We start from the raw sequence: 17,592 nt of genomic DNA, 5'->3' as shown, positions 1-17,592 counted from the left end.
GTCTGAAAAGTAATAAAATTTGTCATTCAGAGTACTTAGAATGCTCAGTACAGGCTATAGCGAAGAATCTTATAGTTTAGTAAAACAATATATTATGTTTTTAAGAGATTCATCACAGCTTCGCAGCTACCTTCAAAACAAAATATATTTTGTTTCTCGGTAATATTCAGAATGACACTTTTCAGACAGCCTCGAACCTGTCTCGGACAGGCCTTTGGTACAAAGCAGAAACTAATCTTTATAAATACCAATTGCTAATTCGCCTTTGGCATTCATGGTTGCCCTATACATGCCCGCTGTGTTAAATTCTGCAACCATATTCCCGTTTTTATCAATGGCGACAACGCCTCCGGTGCCTCCTAGGTTTGATAGTTTATTTTGAATAACGTCTTTGGCTGCTTCTTGCAGGGATACATTTTTATATGCCATAAGTGCAGAAATATCGTGGGCTACCATGGCGCGGATAAAATACTCACCCCAACCTGTACTGGAGACGGCACAGGTATTATTATTCGCGTAAGTCCCTGCTCCAATAATAGGCGAGTCTCCAATGCGGCCCCAGCGTTTGTTCGTCATACCTCCGGTTGAGGTGCCAGCAGCCAAATTTCCATTTTTGTCAAGTGCTGCACAGCCAACGGTTCCAAATTTAGAGTTTTTTATATCTTCATCATAAAAGGCCGCTACCTTGTTATCGTGGTCTAATTGAGATGTCTCGGTTTCTTTTATTTTTTCAAGGGATTTATAACGTTTTTCAGTATAAAAATAATCAGGTTCAACAATTTGTAACCCTTGTTCTTTTGCAAAACTATTAGCGCCATTTCCAGATAACATGACATGAGGGGAACGGTCCATCACAGTTCTGGCTAAGTTTATAGGGTTTTTTACAATGGTTGTCCCTGCCGATGCGCCTGCATTCAACGTTTTTCCATCCATGATGGAAGCGTCGTGCTCGTTGGTTCCCGCATTTGTAAAAACAGCGCCTTTCCCGGCATTAAACAAGGGCGAATCTTCCATAACATTAATCGTTTTTTGTACGGCGTCCAAACTAGAACCGCCATTTTTTAAGATGTTATATCCAACTCTAATGGCTTCCTCTAATGTTGCTTTATAGGCAGCTTCTTTTTCTGAAGACATGTTTTTTCTTAAAATAGTGCCTGCACCCCCGTGAATTATAATTGAAAACCCATTCGTGTTTTCTTTATTTAATGAGGTGATATGATGCGTTTTTTCAATTTCGGACTTGTCCGGATAATTTTCTTGGGGATTGGAATCAATTAATTTCCCTTTTTCTTTACAAGAAAATAATAATAAGGTAATAACTAATATGTGGATAGGTTTTTTCATGAAAATTGGAATTGATGAACACGTTAAAGGTACTAGTTTTATCATTATTAAATTTTTATTTAAAAGGCTTTTTATTGTTATATTCGCATATAATCATATTATAAATAGTAATTCAATAATTAATGCAAGCAATGGCAACAGATTTTGGTATAGATAAAGCGCTTAAGATACTAGGTGTGGCAGATGTTAACGAGGGGACTTCAACAGGCTCTAATAGTTTTTCCAGTGGAGATACTATAGTGTCTCTTTCGCCGGTTGATGGACAATTGATCGGGAAGGTAAAAACGACTACTCGCGAAGATTATGAGAAGGTGATGGCAAGTGCTACAAGTGCTTTTAAAATTTGGAGAACCATGCCTGCTCCGCAACGCGGCGAGATTGTACGTCAGTTTGGTGATAAATTACGAGAAAAGAAAGAAGCTTTAGGTAAGTTGGTTTCCTATGAAATGGGAAAGTCGTATCAGGAAGGGTTGGGCGAAGTTCAGGAAATGATAGATATCTGTGATTTTGCAGTTGGCTTATCGCGCCAACTTCACGGTTTAACCATGCATTCAGAGCGTCCGGGACACAGAATGTACGAGCAATACCATCCATTAGGTGTGGTTGGTATCATTTCCGCATTCAATTTTCCAGTGGCAGTTTGGGCATGGAATACCGCATTGGCATGGGTTTGTGGTGATGTTTGCGTTTGGAAGCCTTCCGAAAAAACACCTATGTGCGGTGTGGCCTGCCAGAATATTGCCGCCGAAGTTTTTAAAGAAAACAACTTGCCAGAAGGCATTTGTAATTTAATTAATGGCGATTATAAGGTGGGTGAGTTTATGACGAAGGATGCCCGTATTCCATTAATTTCCGCAACAGGTTCTACCAGAATGGGTAAAACTGTAGCACAAGAAGTGGCGGCACGTTTAGGAAAAAGTTTATTGGAACTAGGGGGCAATAATGCTATTATTGTGACACCTGATGCGGATATTAAAATGACTGTTATCGGAGCTGTTTTTGGAGCAGTAGGGACAGCCGGACAACGCTGTACCTCGACACGTCGTTTAATCATTCATGATAGCATATACGATCAGGTCAAGAATGCCGTTGTCGATGCATATAAGCAATTACGTATTGGAAATCCGCTGGATGAAAATAACCATGTAGGGCCGTTAATTGATACAGATGCGGTTAAAATGTACGAAAATGCATTAACTAAAGTTGTTGAAGAAGGCGGGAATATTGTTGTTGAGGGCGGCGTACTTTCTGGCCCAGGTTACGAAAGTGGCTGTTATGTAAAACCGGCTATTGCTGAAGCAAAACCTGGCTTTGAAATTGTACAACACGAAACTTTTGCACCTGTATTGTATTTATTAAAATATTCGGGAGCTGTTGAAAATGCTATTGACATTCAAAATGAAGTAGCTCAGGGGTTAAGCTCTGCCATTATGACCAATAACCTAAGAGAGGCAGAGCGTTTCTTATCTGTTGCTGGTAGTGATTGTGGTATTGCGAACGTAAATATTGGAACTTCAGGAGCTGAGATTGGTGGGGCTTTTGGTGGGGAAAAAGACACTGGAGGCGGACGCGAATCTGGTTCTGATGCCTGGAAAGTGTATATGAGACGTCAAACGAATACTATAAACTACACCACGGAGTTGCCTTTGGCACAGGGAATTAAGTTTGATCTGTAACTAATTCCTGCGCCTGCCTGCCGGATAGGTAGGAAGGCAGGAATCTTATGGTAATAAAGCAAAACTTTTTGGGTATAGACATTGTTTTATGTACCGCAAGGTTTTTCCTCAGCTAGTCCACGCATGCGCTAGCACTTCGTCTTTAACGAGTGCCGTACCGAGTAAGTAAAGTGGGATAAAAAAGAAAGCTTTTACAGAAATGTAAAGGCTTTTTGTATTTTTGGGCAATGAGCAGGAAGTATAAGCTTTATAACAAGAGCGGTTTATATTTTGTAAGTTTAGCCACAGGTAAGGTCAATGTCATTAAGTTAAGGAAATTTGTTCTTTATTTGTCACATTGAGCGCAGTCGAAATGCTAATAAAAACTAGAACTCCAATAGGTCTTCGACTTTAGCCTGTCTTGAGCGGAGCCGAAAGGCTCAGACTGACATTACGGTCTTAACTTAATGACATTGAGGTAAGGTACACGTTGCAAACGAGCCTCAATGACATTGAACGAGCGCTAGATGGGTCTATTAAGGAACAAGCGGGGATCTTGTTAAATTCTTTTTCTTACGATAAAATTCTGCTAGATTTGCTGGGGTATGTACGAATATATGTGTTCCAATACGCATAGCCATTCATTCTACTTCATGAAAACTAAAAACCATAATCAAAAAAATAAGAATGCAAAAATTATATAAAATAATAGCTGTCATTGTATTTAGTTGGAGTCTTATTAATTGCAATAATAAAAAACAAACAATAGAAAATGGAGACACTCGAAAACCTAACATCATCTATATTCTAGCAGACGATCTAGGTTATGGGGACTTAAGCGTAATGGGGCAGAAGAAATTTTCAACACCCAATATTGACAAGTTAGCTAAAGACGGGGTTTTATTTACCCAGCACTATTCAGGGTCTACTGTTTGTGCTCCCTCTAGGTCATCTTTAATGACAGGGCTACATACGGGGCACACATTTATACGCGGAAATAGAGAAATCAAGCCCGAAGGACAATATCCTTTAGATTCTTCAATAGTAACAGTTGCCGAACTTTTAAAATCCGAAGGCTATATAACAGGTGCTTTTGGGAAATGGGGATTAGGTTACCCTGCCTCTGAAGGAGATCCTAATAATCAGGGCTTTGATGAATTTTATGGTTATAATTGTCAACGGATAGGACATAACTATTACCCTTATTATTTATGGCACAATCAAACCAAGGAAATATTAAAAGGGAATAGCGGAAAAGAAACTGAAACGTATGCTCCTGATGTTATTCATGAAAAATCTATAGCATTCCTCGAAAAGAATAAAGACACTACTTTTTTTATGTATTACCCTTCGGTTATTCCCCATGCAGAACTTGTCGCTCCAGAAGGGTATATGGCAAAATTTAGAGGGAAATTATTACCTGAAAAAAGTTATCAGGGTGTAGATGATGGTGAAGATTATAAAAACGGTGGGTATGGTTCGCAAAAAGAACCTCATACAGCTTTTGCCGCCATGGTCTACCTGCTGGATAAACAAGTGGGTGAGATTAGAAAAAAAGTAGAAGAACTTGGCATTGCAGAAAATACCATAATAATATTTACCTCAGATAATGGTCCTCATCAAGAAGGTGGGGCCGACCCAAATTATTTTAACAGCAATGCAGATTTAAGAGGGCACAAACGTGATCTGTACGAAGGGGGAATACGAGTGCCCATGATTGCATATTGGCCAAATAAAATAAAAGCAAATTCTACTTCAAATCATATTTCGGCTTTTTGGGATTTTTTGCCTACAGCATGTGAAATCGCACAATTAAAACCACCTGAGAATATAGATGGTATCTCATTCTTGCCAGAATTATTGGGGAAAAAACAAGAAAGCCATGATTATCTATATTGGGAATTTCTAGAGCGAGGAGGAAAACAGGCAGTAAGGTTTGGAGACTGGAAAGGGATACGCTTAGATATGAACAATAACGCTAGAGCGTCTATTGAACTCTATAATTTAGTTTCTGATATTGGTGAAGAAAATAATGTTGCCGATGAAAATCCTGAAATCGTAGAGCAAATCGCCAACATTATGGAGAAGGAACATACTTATTCGGAAGCATTTAGCTTTGGGTATGAAAAAAATTAAATATCGCTAATCATGGTTGAGAACGTTAGCCCTTTGCTGGTACTAGTTTACCGTAACGGCTACCGCTAGGATTTCCTAGTGGCGTAGCGAGTAAGAAAAAATAAATAAAGAAGCTACTTTAGAAATAGGGTAGCTTTTGTATTTTTAGATGTTTATAAAAATATACAAGTAAATCTATTATAAGGTTAAGTATAAATATGTAAACTTATTTTAGGGCGAGATTTCGGGTACGGCACTAGTAGATACTAGAGCTAGCGAGGGGTTACTAGTTTTGAAAACTAGAGCTAAAGAGCTTCTATATTTATAATTTGTAACTAAAACATTTATAATTTTACTTATTGTTATATTTTTTATTTAACAATAATTAAATTTTATTATTAAATCTGTCTCAGGTTAAAAAAATTATTTAGAGAAATACAGCTTTAAGTTATATTAATAAAAGAAGTCTATTAGTTCTCTATACGCTAGCGCTACGTCTTTGACGAGTGCCGTACCGAGTAAGTAAAGTGGACTAAAAGAATAAAAAGAGAAAGCTTTTACAGGGATGTGAGGGCTTTTTGTATTTTAGAGCTATGAGCAGGAAGTATAAGTTTAACTACAGATACGGCATTTGTTGCAAACGAGCAATAGCTAGAAGAATTGATGAGTAAACTCAATGCTGGACAAGTGATAAGTAGGCAGAAAAAAATTGTGATCGCAGAATATTAAAGTAAGCACAAATATGAAAACAACACCAGAACACGATGCGCGGATAGCTAAAATGACATTTGCATCCGTATATCCGCATTATATTAATAAGGTTGAGAAAAAAGGAAGGACAAAAGAAGCGTTGCATCAAGTTATAGAATGGTTAACGGGATTCGATAACAAAAAGCTTAAGAAACAACTTGACGAAAAAGTTACTTTTGAGACTTTCTTTAAGAATGCAAAATTAAATCCTAACGCCCATCTAATTACAGGGACAATTTGCGGATATCGGATAGAAGAAATTGAAACTCCTTTGACAAAACAAGTGAGATACTTGGACAAATTGGTAGATGAATTGGCAAAAGGTAAAAAGATGGAGAAGATATTGAGACAGGTATAAGAAAGACAACGGATTATAAAGGTTGAACTAAATCCATTGGAAGATAAGTATTATGGTGATAGCATGAAATAGTGCTCAATAACTTACGTTTTGTGTTCTCTCTTTTTCTTTAAGAAATCTTTTCAATTAAAAACCCCGCTACCGCTAGTTTCCAAAACTAGTGGCGGTAAGAGTAAGAAATAAAAAGGATTGAGCAAAGAAATATAAATGAGCTTTTGTATTAAATTGCAAAGGCTTTTTTATTTAAGCTGGTTTGCCTCTGCTGGTGCTAGTTTGCTGTAACGGCTACCGCTAGGGTTTCCTAGTGGCGGTAAGAGTAAGAAAATATAAAAAGAGAAAGCTTTTACAGGGATGTAAGAGCTTTTTGTATTTTAGAGCAATGAGCAGGAAGTATAAGTTTTATAACAAGAATGGTTTATATTTTGTAAGTTTTGCTACAGCGAAGAAAAAAGTCAAGATGAGTTCAAAAAAAAACCTTGCTCCAGCACCGAATTTCTCGGGAGTAACAAGGTTGTATAAAAAGATTAATAGCAGTGCAAAATTAATTATTTTTATCGCAGTTTAAAAGTCTATGAGTTAACTTACGGTTAAACTTGTCAACAAATGTTAACTGTATTTAACCTTTCTTAAAATGCGTAGAGATTCTTTGTAAAGATTATATAGTGCTGTGCTATGGGCTTTTAAATAAGGTTTAGCTTCGTTAAGTTTGTTTATGGCTTCTTGAAATGAATTGAGAAAACATATAAGGTAAGTTCCAGGGAGATTTTTCAGGTCTGCCTCTTCTCTTTTAGTAAGAGCAAGTCCTTTTTTGAGCTTCTCTAAAATAGCATTGTTAGCATTATAAATATGGTGCAATACCTTTTTATCAAATTGAGGCGGTTCAAATAATAATGTGGTATCAATATGATAGCTTGCATTGTTTTCGAAGCGAATGGTTGTTTCTTCTAACGGATAATATTTACTGGAATTTTGAAGCCCTAGATCGACATATTCAATAATTTTAAAACTGTTATCATCAAATGAAATAGAGACTTCATCCAAGGCAGAAAAAAATAATCGTACCTGTTCATTAATCAATTCAATATCTACTCTGGAAAAGAAAACTTCGTCCTTCACCATCTTTTTTTGACCCGCCCAACAGACTACGAAATACTCTTTAAAAACCCTGTATTGTGCATTATAATCTTTACGAGTATTCATAAAGTCGAAAACACCGTTAAGCGTATGCTCTATATTGTTTTGTGCATTGTTCTCAATGGCCTCAACAATTTTAGAATTAACGTCTTTAATTTCTATATCAAAGACTTTGGGCATACTCATGCTGCCATCTCTAAAAAACACAGAACCGCCGTAGTATTTCCAAATGTTTTTTCGAAGCGATGTTATTTTACCGGTAGGTCTTATGGTTACCAAACCGACCACTTTATCATCAGGGAGGTGCGGAAACGGGATGTTTTCATATTGAATTATTGGCGGGTGGCTTAAGTACGCATTGATGAGGTTTTGTATTTTGCTGTCATCAAAAAAATCGACACCTATAATAGTATTGTCCTCGTCTTCAACGCCAATAACAATATACGAGTTGTTTTTGGGGTTGCTATTAGAGAGTGCGCAAACATGCTTTAAAAACTTAGCTTTGCCTTCTTTATGACTGATGTCTATTTTTCGTTTTTTATCATAGAAACTGTTCTCATCGTTATGAGCTAAGAGGTGTTTTATGAGTAGGCGTTTGTTAATCATAGTTGTCATTCCTGCGAAGGCAGGAATCTCATGCGTTTTAGTTTAAAATTTTATTGGAATGAAAAATGGATTAGTAAAAGTGATACTCATTTTATAAATTCTTTTTAACAATCGTACTACTAGCCTGTGCCGTTGGAAACACTAATAAATCTGCAATATTTACATGCGGGGGGCGTGAAATCACAAAGTAGATAATCTCTGCAATGTCCTTAGCCCGTAAAGCTTTAAAACCTTTGTACACAGAGTCTGCCATTTTATCGCCCTTAAAACGTACCTGGGAAAACTCTGTTTCTACCAAACCAGGATTTATGGCTCCTACTTTTATCCCAAACGGATTTAAATCAATACGCATGCCTTCTGTAATAGCTAAAACGGCATGTTTACTGGCACAGTAAACATTTCCTTTTGGATATACCTCTTTGCCTGCCGACGAACCGATGTTAATGATATGCCCAGATTGGCGAGCTGTCATTTGCGGAATAATAGCTTTGCTTACATATAGTAGTCCCTTTACATTAATATCCATCATGGCATCCCAGTCATCTATACTTCCTTCATTTATAGCATCAAAACCATGAGCGTTACCAGCATTATTTATTAAAATGTCTATGTTCTTAAAAGCATCAGGGAGTGATTCGATGGCCAGAAGTGTTTTTGCTTTATCTCGTACATCAAAGTTTAAAATATGAACGTTCGTTAATCGGTCTAATGCCTTTTGGATGGTATTTAGACGTTCTTTACGTCTTCCACACAATATTAAATCAATACCATGTTTTGCAAATTCATAAGCAGTTGCTTCACCAATACCGCTTGTTGCTCCTGTAATTAGGGCTGTTTTTTTCATTTTTTCATTTTAATTAAAAAGAATTCCTCGTGGTTTTGCCGAGGATAGCTCATTTCAACTACCCAGTCAAGCTGAGCACATGTTTTTGGATGGTAACGAAAATTAACATTTTTCCACATACATGATACGGGTAATATCTTGTTGAAATTCACCTATAAAAATACTTAAAAACTAGTTTAAAATGGTACTGTTGAAGGTAAATAGTATTTAGCGATTAATAACAAATTAGTTATTCTTTTTTGATGGCCACTGATATTATATAGTCTAAACCCTGTTTTTAATGCGTATATAATAGTAACCTTTAAAAAATAATTAAAATTATGAGTATTTTAAAAAAGCTAAAATTTATTTTTCCATTATTGATCTTTGCATTCTTATTATCATGTGCTGATGATGAATCCCCTGGTATTAAAGAAGGGCAATCAACAATATCGGTAACCTTGGTTGATGCTCCTGGAGACTATGAAGCGGTTAATGTTGAAATAGTTGATGTAATGATTAAAATGAATGATGACAATGATGATGATAACGGATGGACCTCTCTCGAAGCAAACAATGAAACTGTTAATTTATTAGATTTTACGGGCGGTTTTAGTAAAGTTTTGGTTGAAAGGTTTCCAGTTCCAGCCGGAACTTTAAGTCAAATGAGACTTGTACTTGGAGACGGAAACACTATAGTCATTAAAGATGATAATGACGAAAACGAAACCTTTGACCTAAAAACCCCAAGCGGACAACAATCAGGGTTAAAAGTTAAAGTGAATACCACGATAGAAGAAGGTTTTGCCTATGATTTTGTGTTGGATTTTGATGTAGAGAAATCAATTGTAGATGCAGGTGATTCGGATAATATTATTTTAAAACCAGTACTATATGTTAGTGCCGAAGTTAATTCGGGGATAATTAAAGGGACCGTTTCTCCAAACGATGTGCCATCTGTAGCTTCTGTTTTGGTTGATGATATGGGTAATGAGGACCCTGAAGACGATTTTGTGATTTCTGCATATACAGACGAGACAGGAGCCTTTGCTTTATGGGGTGTGCCCGAAGGCACTTATGAGGTTAAAGTGATGCCAGTAGATGAAGAGTCGGATTATGCAAGTACAAGTGTTATGGATGTTGTTGTTACCAAAGGCGAGATTACCAACATAGCAGAGCCTATTGAGCTCATGCTACAACCAGGAACTATAAGTGGTACCATATCTGGCCTAGCCAATGATATTATTGGAACAGTGTCTCTTAACGATAATGCTTCAGCCAGTGTCGAGGCTAATGCAGCAGGCGAGTATGAAATAAACGGTATCGTACCAGGCGACTATACGGTAACAATAAGCGCAGAAGGCTATGTTTCACAAGACTTTACGATTACATTAGGTCCTGAAGAGGAAGAAATTATAGATGCGACTTTAGTTTTAGAATAAGCGTTTTATAATTTTCTAAATATTTTAAGGGCCATGTCGAAAGACATGGCCCTTTATTTTTAAGTAATTATTAACTGAGTTAACATCAATATTTTAACCAATCCTTAACAGGTTTAAAAGAAAAATTTTAACAATTTGCATGGCTCAAATATGCTTATTATATTCGGGCTTTAAAAAATAAAGAAGATGCAAGAAACAGGTACAATTGATATTAAGACCATTAATGAGAAAATTGAAAAAGAAAGTGCTTTTGTTGATTTACTGATGTTGGAAATGAATAAGGTAATAGTGGGCCAAAAACATATGGTCGAACGATTACTTATTGGGTTGTTAGGCCGAGGACATATCCTACTTGAAGGTGTTCCGGGATTAGCAAAAACATTAGCCATAAATACTTTGGCGCAAGCGGTAGATGGAAGCTTTAGTAGAATACAGTTTACCCCCGATTTATTGCCTGCCGATGTCACAGGAACATTGATTTACAATATGAAGGTCAATGATTTCTCCATAAAGAAAGGTCCTATATTTGCTAATTTTGTGTTAGCGGACGAGATTAATAGAGCACCTGCGAAAGTGCAGTCGGCCTTGCTTGAGGCGATGCAGGAAAAGCAAGTAACCATTGGGGATGAAACATTTGTATTGGATAAGCCATTTTTGGTAATGGCAACACAAAACCCAGTAGAGCAAGAAGGTACCTACCCATTGCCAGAAGCCCAAGTAGACCGTTTCATGTTAAAAACGGTTATAGACTATCCAAAAATTGATGAAGAACAAATGATTATGAGAGCCAATTTGAAAGGTGCTTGGGATAAAGTAAATCCCGTAGTATCTATATCTCAAATAATAAAAGCTCAAGAGGTGGTTCGGGAAGTGTACATGGATGAGAAAATTGAAAAATACATTCTGGATATTATATTCGCAACACGTTATCCAGAAAAATATAAACTTGCAGATTTAAAGCCTCTTATTTCCTTTGGGGCATCACCACGTGGAAGTATCAATTTAGCAACCGCTGCTAAATGTTACGCCTTTATTAAACGACGTGGCTATGTCATTCCTGAGGATGTTCGAGCGGTTGTTTACGATGTACTAAGGCATAGAATAGGGATTACCTATGAAGCTGAGGCTGAAAATGTGACTTCTGAAGATATCATCAACAAAATTGTAAACGAAATAGAAGTACCTTAATCCCATCCTAAATCCTTCCCAAAGGGAAGGACTAGATTTCGATGGAGCTTAAAACTAAAAAAGCCCTCTTTCCTTTGGAGAGAGGGTTGGGAGAGAGGAAAAATGGATACTAAAGAACTACTAAAAAAAGTACGAAAAATTGAGATTAAGACACGTCGTTTGTCTGATCATATATTTGGAGGCGAATACCATTCAACCTTCAAAGGGCGTGGCATGACTTTTAGTGAAGTGCGCCAATATCAATTTGGTGACGATGTTCGAAATATAGACTGGAATGTCACGGCACGTTATAATGAGCCTTTTGTAAAAGTTTTTGAAGAAGAACGAGAGCTTACCATGATGCTGATGGTAGATATCTCAGGCTCTGAGCTGTTTGGAACAGAACAACAGTTTAAAAACGAGGTTGTTACAGAAATAGCAGCCACATTGGCCTTTTCGGCAACTCAAAACAATGATAAAATAGGGCTCATTTTATTTTCTGATAAGGTAGAACTCTACATTCCACCTAAAAAAGGACGCTCTCATGTGCTTCGTATTATTAGGGAACTCATAGAATTTCAACCGGAAAGCAAACAAACGAATCTGGCAGAAGCGTTGAAGTTTATGCAAAACGTGATGAAGAAAAAAGCCATCGTATTTGTGTTATCCGATTTTATTGCAGACGATTATCATCAAACAATGAAAATTGTTTCAGGGAAACATGATGTTACGGGAATACGAGTTTACGATAAGCATGAAGAAAGCATACCAAACTTAGGAATGGTACAGATGGAAGATGAAGAAACAGGGGAGCTCATGTTAGTAAATACATCATCAAAAAAAGTAAGAGACCATTATGGTAAATTCTATCATGAAAAAGTGGCTTATTATAAAGAGAGCTTTACGAAATCTGGGGCAGGTGCCATTGATTGTCGTGTTGATGAAAGCTATGTGAAAAAACTTCTCGGGTACTTTAAAAGAAGAGGATAAACGATTTTAGATTTATGAATAACGAATTACAAATTATGAATAAAAAAACAACTGTCTTCGGTCTTCCGTCATCAGTCTTTTTCTCTTTATTCTTTGGTCTTTATTCTTTTTTCTCTTTTGGTCAAGTGACTTCAGCAATCGATTCCACAACCATAAAGATAGGAGAACAAATTACATATCATATTCAAGTAGAAACAGATACGACCAGTTTAGTTGTTTTTCCTGAGGGTCAAACATTTTCACCTTTAGAAATGATTGAATCCTACGAAGTAGATACCTTAAAAAATAAAGATAAGTACAACCTTATAAAAAAATACGGATTAACACAATTTGATTCGGGCACCTATACGATTCCGAGACAAAAAATAATTGTCGGTGATAAAACTCTTTTTACTGATTCTTTAAAAGTGGAGGTTAATAATATAGTCGTAGATACCACAAAACAAGGGCTATATGACATCAAGCCTATTATTGAAGTTGAAAAGAATCCAAGTAATTGGTGGAAATATGTATTATTTACGCTTTTGGTCATTGGTGTTATAGCATTTTTATTGTTTTGGTTTATTTGGAGAAAAAAACCATTAACAGAGGCCGAAAAAATAGCATTACTCCCACCATACGATAGAGCTAAATTAGCCCTTCAAAAATTAGACGAAAGCCACTATTTAGAACATTCAGAAATAAAAGAATATTATTCAGAATTAACAGGGATCATTAGAACGTATTTAGATGAAAAGGTATATGACCATTCTTTAGAAAGTACTACCGATGAGCTTATTAAGCGACTCCGATTACTAAAAGAAGGGAACCAAATAGATTTAAGCCTGGAGACGATTAAAAATATTGAAAGTATTTTAAAACGAGCCGATTTAGTAAAATTTGCAAAATCAGCACCAGATAAGGAATTAGCTGAATTAGATAGGCATACGATTGATAGTGAAATTGATCATGTAAAAGAAGTGTTGCCAGAACCAACAGAAGAAGAGAAGCTTTTAGATGAAAAATATAGAGAAGAACTAGAACGTAAAAAGACCCGAAAAAAAATCGTTACCACAGTAGCAATAAGTGTTTTTTTGTTAATAATAACCCTAACAGGTTTTTCAATAAAATACGGTTTCAATTACGTAAAGGATACCATTATTGGTCACGATAGTATGGAGCTTTTAGAGGGCGATTGGATAACGAGTGCATACGGATTTCCTCCTGTAACCATTTCAACACCAAAAGTATTGAAAAGAATGGATCCCAATTTGCCAGAAGAATTGGCACAACAGGTTGATATGACCATGTTTGGGTATGGGAGCTTAATCGACAAGTTTAATATTGTAGTCGCTACTTCAAAATATAAAAATTTGGGTGAAAATAAAATAGATTTAAAACAATCTATTGAAGGAAATTTTAAAACACTTGAAGGAGCTGGTGCCAAAAATATTATAACTAAAAATGAGGAATTTGTCACGCCTAATGGTGCTGAAGGCCTAAAAGTTTATGGTAATTTGGATATGCCGGTACCAAATTCGGACAAGGTTGAAAAAGGAAAGTATGTTATTTTAGCCTTTACATCAGAAAACGTCGTACAGCAAGTATTGCTTTTTTGGAAAGAGAGCGATGTTTATGCAGATCAAATTGTTGAGCGCATTTTAAATTCAATAGAACTTAAAAAAGCAGAAGAATAATGTTTGAGGGAATCGAATTTTTAAATAAGGAATTTTTCTGGTTGCTATTAGTGCTACCATTGGCCATAGTGTGGTACATTTTTAAACATAAAAAGCAAACAGCAGAACTTAAAATATCAAGCTTAAAAGGTTTTAAGATTACCAATTCCTGGTTGCCCAAATTAAAGCACTTATTATTTGTTTTACGTTTGGTAGCATTGGCTTTATTAATCACAGCATTGGCAAGACCTCAAACAGTAGATGTTTCAACAAAAACAAAAACCACCAGGGGAATAGACATTGTTATGGCTATAGATGTTTCTGCAAGTATGTTAGCTAAAGATTTATCCCCAAATAGATTAGAAGCGTTAAAAAAAGTAGCGTCAGAGTTTATTAAAGGCAGGCCAAACGATAGAATCGGTTTAGTAGAATATGCGGGAGAAAGTTATACGAAAACACCAATAACAAGCGATAAGGCCATCGTAATACGTTCTTTAAAAAGTATAAAATATAATAATATTATCGAGGGCGGTACGGCTATAGGTATGGGTTTAGCAACGTCGGTTAACCGATTAAAAGACAGTAAAGCAACGAGTAAGGTCATTATTTTATTGACCGATGGGGTTAACAATTCTGGATTTATAGACCCTAAAATTGCCAGTGAATTGGCGGTTGAATATGATATAAAAACCTATACTATTGGTTTGGGAACTAACGGTACGGCATTGTCTCCAGTTGGGATCCTACCTAATGGAGCCTTTCAGTATGGGCGTATTCAAGTAGAAATTGATGAAGCATTATTAAAAGAAATAGCCAGTGTTACCGGAGGCAAATATTTTAGAGCCACCAACAATAGAAAGTTAGAAGAAATTTATAATGAAATAAATAAACTGGAAAAAACAGAAATCGAGGAGTTTAAATTTTATAATTACGAAGAGAAATACCGCTCTTTAGTATTATTTGCAGGATTATTGCTTCTTTTGGAATTACTGTTGCGTTTTACAGTTTTTAGAAGTTTTGTTTAAAGAAGAATGAAGAGAATAGAATATAGAGAAGAGAATATAGAGAAAAGACTTAAGATGATAATTAACTAAGAAGGGCCATTAAAAGGCAGGTTTAAAATCTATAATTAAAGCGTCTTTAGAAATGAAAACATTAGTGAATTAGTGGTGAAACAAATAAACGAATCTATAACGAACAAATAAACAATAATGTATCAATTAGAAGAGAAAATATGGTTTTGGACATTAGGAATTATTCCAGTAATAGTCCTATTCTTTTTGGTGCTTCAATTTTGGAAATATAGAGCACAAAGTAAATTTGCCGATAAAAAATTACTTAAAAAATTGAGCCCTAATACATCGGTATTTAAATCGATTTTAAAAATAGGTATTTTAAGCTTGGCTTTTGCATGTTTGACAATAGCCCTGATTAATCCTAAAATAGGCACAAAATTAGAAACCGTTAAGCGAGAAGGGGTCGATATTGTTTTTGCTGTCGATGTATCTAAAAGTATGCTGGCAGAAGATGTTGCACCAAATAGGCTAGAAAAGTCGAAACAACTCGTAACGCAAATCATCAATAATTTGGCGAGTGATCGCGTGGGAATTATAGCTTACGCAGGAAAGGCCTTTCCGCAATTACCCATAACAACAGATTATGCTTCGGCTAAAATGTTTTTACAAAGCATGAATACCGATATGTTGTCATCGCAAGGAACTGCTATAAACGAAGCTATTAAATTGGCAAAAACGTATTTTGATGATGAAGAGCAGACCAATCGTGTCCTTATTATTATCTCTGATGGCGAAGATCATAGTGAAGAAGCCGCAGCTATAGCAGAGGAAGCCAGTGAAGAAGGTATTCGAATATTTACAATAGGTGTGGGTGATGTAAAAGGAGGCCCCATTCCAGAAAAAAGAAATGGCATTGTCTTAAATTATAAAAAAGATAATCAAGGAGAAACTGTTATTACGCGTTTAAATGAAGAAACTCTCATTGCTATTGCAGAAGAGGCCAATGGCGCTTATATAAATGGGAAAATCACGAATGATGTTGTAGAGCATATTCGTGAAATTTTAAATAGTATGGATAAAACAGAATTTGAAGCCAAACAGTTTGCCGATTTTAAAGATCAATTTCAATGGTTTTTAGGTTTGGGCATTTTCTTTTTGCTTTTAGATATTTTCCTATTGGAGCGTAAAACGGCCTGGTTAAAAAAGTTGAATTTATTTAATGAAAACCTTTAGTTTGTTGCGGGTTATAAGATAAAATCAACTCATATCATTCGAATTAAAACTTTTATAAATTTTTTAACTAACAAAAAAATAAGGTTTTATATCTTAGAAATAAAAAAAATGAAACATTTAGTATTAATGCTATTAACATGTATGGTTTCCATATCTTATGCACAAGAAGATAAGGAGCAAAAGTTAGCGCTTAAAAAAGCTAATGACTATGTTTTCGAGGCAAATAGTTTAATAAATGAAGCTGATTTTGTTTCTGGAGAAATGGCCTATAGGCAAGCCATTTCCGAGCAACCAAATACGGTAGCTGGGATTTACAATCTGGGAAATGCTTACTATAAAAAGGGCCATTTTGAAGAAGCACTGTATCGTCATGAACAGGCAGCAAAGGCCACCACTTCAAAGTCCGAAAAACATAAGGCATATCATAACATTGGCAACATTTTAATGCAGAACAAAAAATGCAAAGAAGCTGTTGAAGCTTTTAAAAATGCTTTAAGAAATGATCCTACAGATGATGAAACGCGTTACAATTTAGGTTTAGCAAAGGTTTGTGCAGAACAACAAAAGGATCAGGAAGACGAAAATAAAGACGACAAAAACAAGGACGAGAACAAGGAAGATCAAGATAAGAAGGAGAACGAAGACAAAAAGGATAAAGAAGGCGACGATAAAGAGGATAAAAAGGACGAAGGAGATCAGGAGAAAAAAGAAGGCGAGGATGAAAAGGATGATGAAGGAAAACCTAAAGACGAAAAAGAAGATAAGGGAAAAGGAGAGGATGATAAGAATAAAGAACAGCAAAAGCCTAAGCCGCAACCTGGGCAAATGTCACCGCAACAAATAAAGAATTTACTGGAAGCCATGAATAATCAAGAGCAAAAAGTTCAGGAAAAAATGAATGCAGTAAAAGAAAAAGGGGCTAAAATAAAAACAGAAAAGGACTGGTGAAAATGATTTATGAATTACGATTTTAGATTGACGATTTGTGAATTACGATTTATGAATTACGATTTATGGATTATAACGAATCCTCGTAAATCATCAATCTAAAATCATCAATCTAAAATCGTCAATCACAATGGAATAAAAGGAAAACGGTAAAACGAATTACGAATGATGAATTACGATTTATGAATTACGAATATTAGCCTTCGTAAATCATCAATCTAAAATCGTCAATCTAAAATCGTTAATCACAATGGAATAAAAGGAAAACGGTAAAACGAATTACGAATGATGAATTACGATTTATGAATTACGAATGTTAGCCTTCGTAAATCGTCAATCTAAAATCGTCAATCTAA

13 protein-coding genes are annotated in these 17,592 nt (G+C 35.7%); 10 read left to right on the top strand and 3 right to left on the bottom strand.

The window, feature by feature from the left end; all coding sequences use genetic code 11:
• Positions 1-231: 231 nt before the first annotated feature.
• On the bottom strand, positions 232-1,344 hold the full coding sequence (locus PQO00_RS02100; protein ID WP_274183163.1) for an isoaspartyl peptidase/L-asparaginase family protein: 1,113 nt from the start codon (positions 1,342-1,344) through the stop codon (positions 232-234).
• A 122-nt stretch (positions 1,345-1,466) separates the two neighbouring features.
• On the opposite strand from PQO00_RS02100, the gene PQO00_RS02095 reads away from it, so the two are divergent.
• The 3 genes from PQO00_RS02095 to PQO00_RS02085 all read left to right on the top strand — a co-directional run bounded on the left by PQO00_RS02095 (position 1,467) and on the right by PQO00_RS02085 (position 6,222).
• Positions 1,467-3,020: an aldehyde dehydrogenase family protein gene (locus tag PQO00_RS02095; protein WP_274183162.1), complete on the top strand. Its 1,554-nt coding sequence runs from the start codon at positions 1,467-1,469 to the stop codon at positions 3,018-3,020.
• 666 nt (positions 3,021-3,686) lie between these two features.
• On the top strand, positions 3,687-5,135 hold the full coding sequence (locus PQO00_RS02090) for an arylsulfatase (protein WP_274183161.1): 1,449 nt from the start codon (positions 3,687-3,689) through the stop codon (positions 5,133-5,135).
• A gap of 721 nt (positions 5,136-5,856) precedes the next feature.
• A complete protein-coding gene (locus PQO00_RS02085) occupies positions 5,857-6,222 on the top strand; it encodes a DUF2200 domain-containing protein (protein ID WP_274183160.1) in 366 nt (121 codons plus the stop codon).
• Positions 6,223-6,828: 606 nt separating this feature from the next.
• Here the strand turns inward: PQO00_RS02085 and PQO00_RS02080 are convergent.
• Entirely contained in the window at positions 6,829-7,962 is a 1,134-nt protein-coding gene (locus PQO00_RS02080) for an ATP-binding protein (protein ID WP_274183159.1), read from the bottom strand.
• A 91-nt stretch (positions 7,963-8,053) separates the two neighbouring features.
• Positions 8,054-8,806, bottom strand: coding sequence for an SDR family NAD(P)-dependent oxidoreductase (locus tag PQO00_RS02075; protein WP_274183158.1), 753 nt, complete (start codon positions 8,804-8,806; stop codon positions 8,054-8,056).
• A gap of 320 nt (positions 8,807-9,126) precedes the next feature.
• Here PQO00_RS02075 and PQO00_RS02070 point away from each other — a divergent pair, with 320 nt between their 5' ends.
• The 7 genes from PQO00_RS02070 (at position 9,127) to PQO00_RS02040 (ending at position 17,236) form a co-directional block, all read left to right on the top strand.
• The gene (locus tag PQO00_RS02070) at positions 9,127-10,227 is read left to right on the top strand and encodes a DUF4382 domain-containing protein (RefSeq protein WP_274183157.1); all 1,101 of its coding nucleotides are present in this window, start codon (positions 9,127-9,129) and stop codon (positions 10,225-10,227) included.
• A gap of 186 nt (positions 10,228-10,413) precedes the next feature.
• Entirely contained in the window at positions 10,414-11,415 is a 1,002-nt protein-coding gene (locus PQO00_RS02065; protein WP_274183156.1) for a MoxR family ATPase, read from the top strand.
• Positions 11,416-11,517: 102 nt separating this feature from the next.
• Positions 11,518-12,384 carry a DUF58 domain-containing protein gene (locus PQO00_RS02060; protein WP_274183155.1) on the top strand — a complete coding sequence of 289 codons (867 nt, stop codon included), beginning with the start codon at positions 11,518-11,520 and terminating at the stop codon, positions 12,382-12,384.
• A 14-nt stretch (positions 12,385-12,398) separates the two neighbouring features.
• On the top strand, positions 12,399-14,060 hold the full coding sequence (locus tag PQO00_RS02055) for a BatD family protein (protein WP_274183154.1): 1,662 nt from the start codon (positions 12,399-12,401) through the stop codon (positions 14,058-14,060).
• Complete coding sequence (locus PQO00_RS02050; protein ID WP_274183153.1) at positions 14,060-15,064, top strand: VWA domain-containing protein; 1,005 nt, start codon at positions 14,060-14,062, stop codon at positions 15,062-15,064. The genes PQO00_RS02055 and PQO00_RS02050 overlap by 1 nt, the downstream gene beginning before the upstream one ends.
• Before the next feature lie 186 nt (positions 15,065-15,250).
• Positions 15,251-16,288 carry a VWA domain-containing protein gene (locus PQO00_RS02045; RefSeq protein WP_274183152.1) on the top strand — a complete coding sequence of 346 codons (1,038 nt, stop codon included), beginning with the start codon at positions 15,251-15,253 and terminating at the stop codon, positions 16,286-16,288.
• Between the two features lie 108 nt (positions 16,289-16,396).
• Positions 16,397-17,236: a tetratricopeptide repeat protein gene (locus PQO00_RS02040; protein WP_274183151.1), complete on the top strand. Its 840-nt coding sequence runs from the start codon at positions 16,397-16,399 to the stop codon at positions 17,234-17,236.
• The last annotated feature ends 356 nt before the right edge of the window (positions 17,237-17,592 follow it).

Source organism: Flavivirga sp. 57AJ16, from assembly GCF_028736925.1.
GTDB lineage: Bacteria > Bacteroidota > Bacteroidia > Flavobacteriales > Flavobacteriaceae > Flavivirga.
Note: the sequence above shows the minus strand (reverse complement) of the source record. Positions and strands in the feature narration are given on the sequence as shown.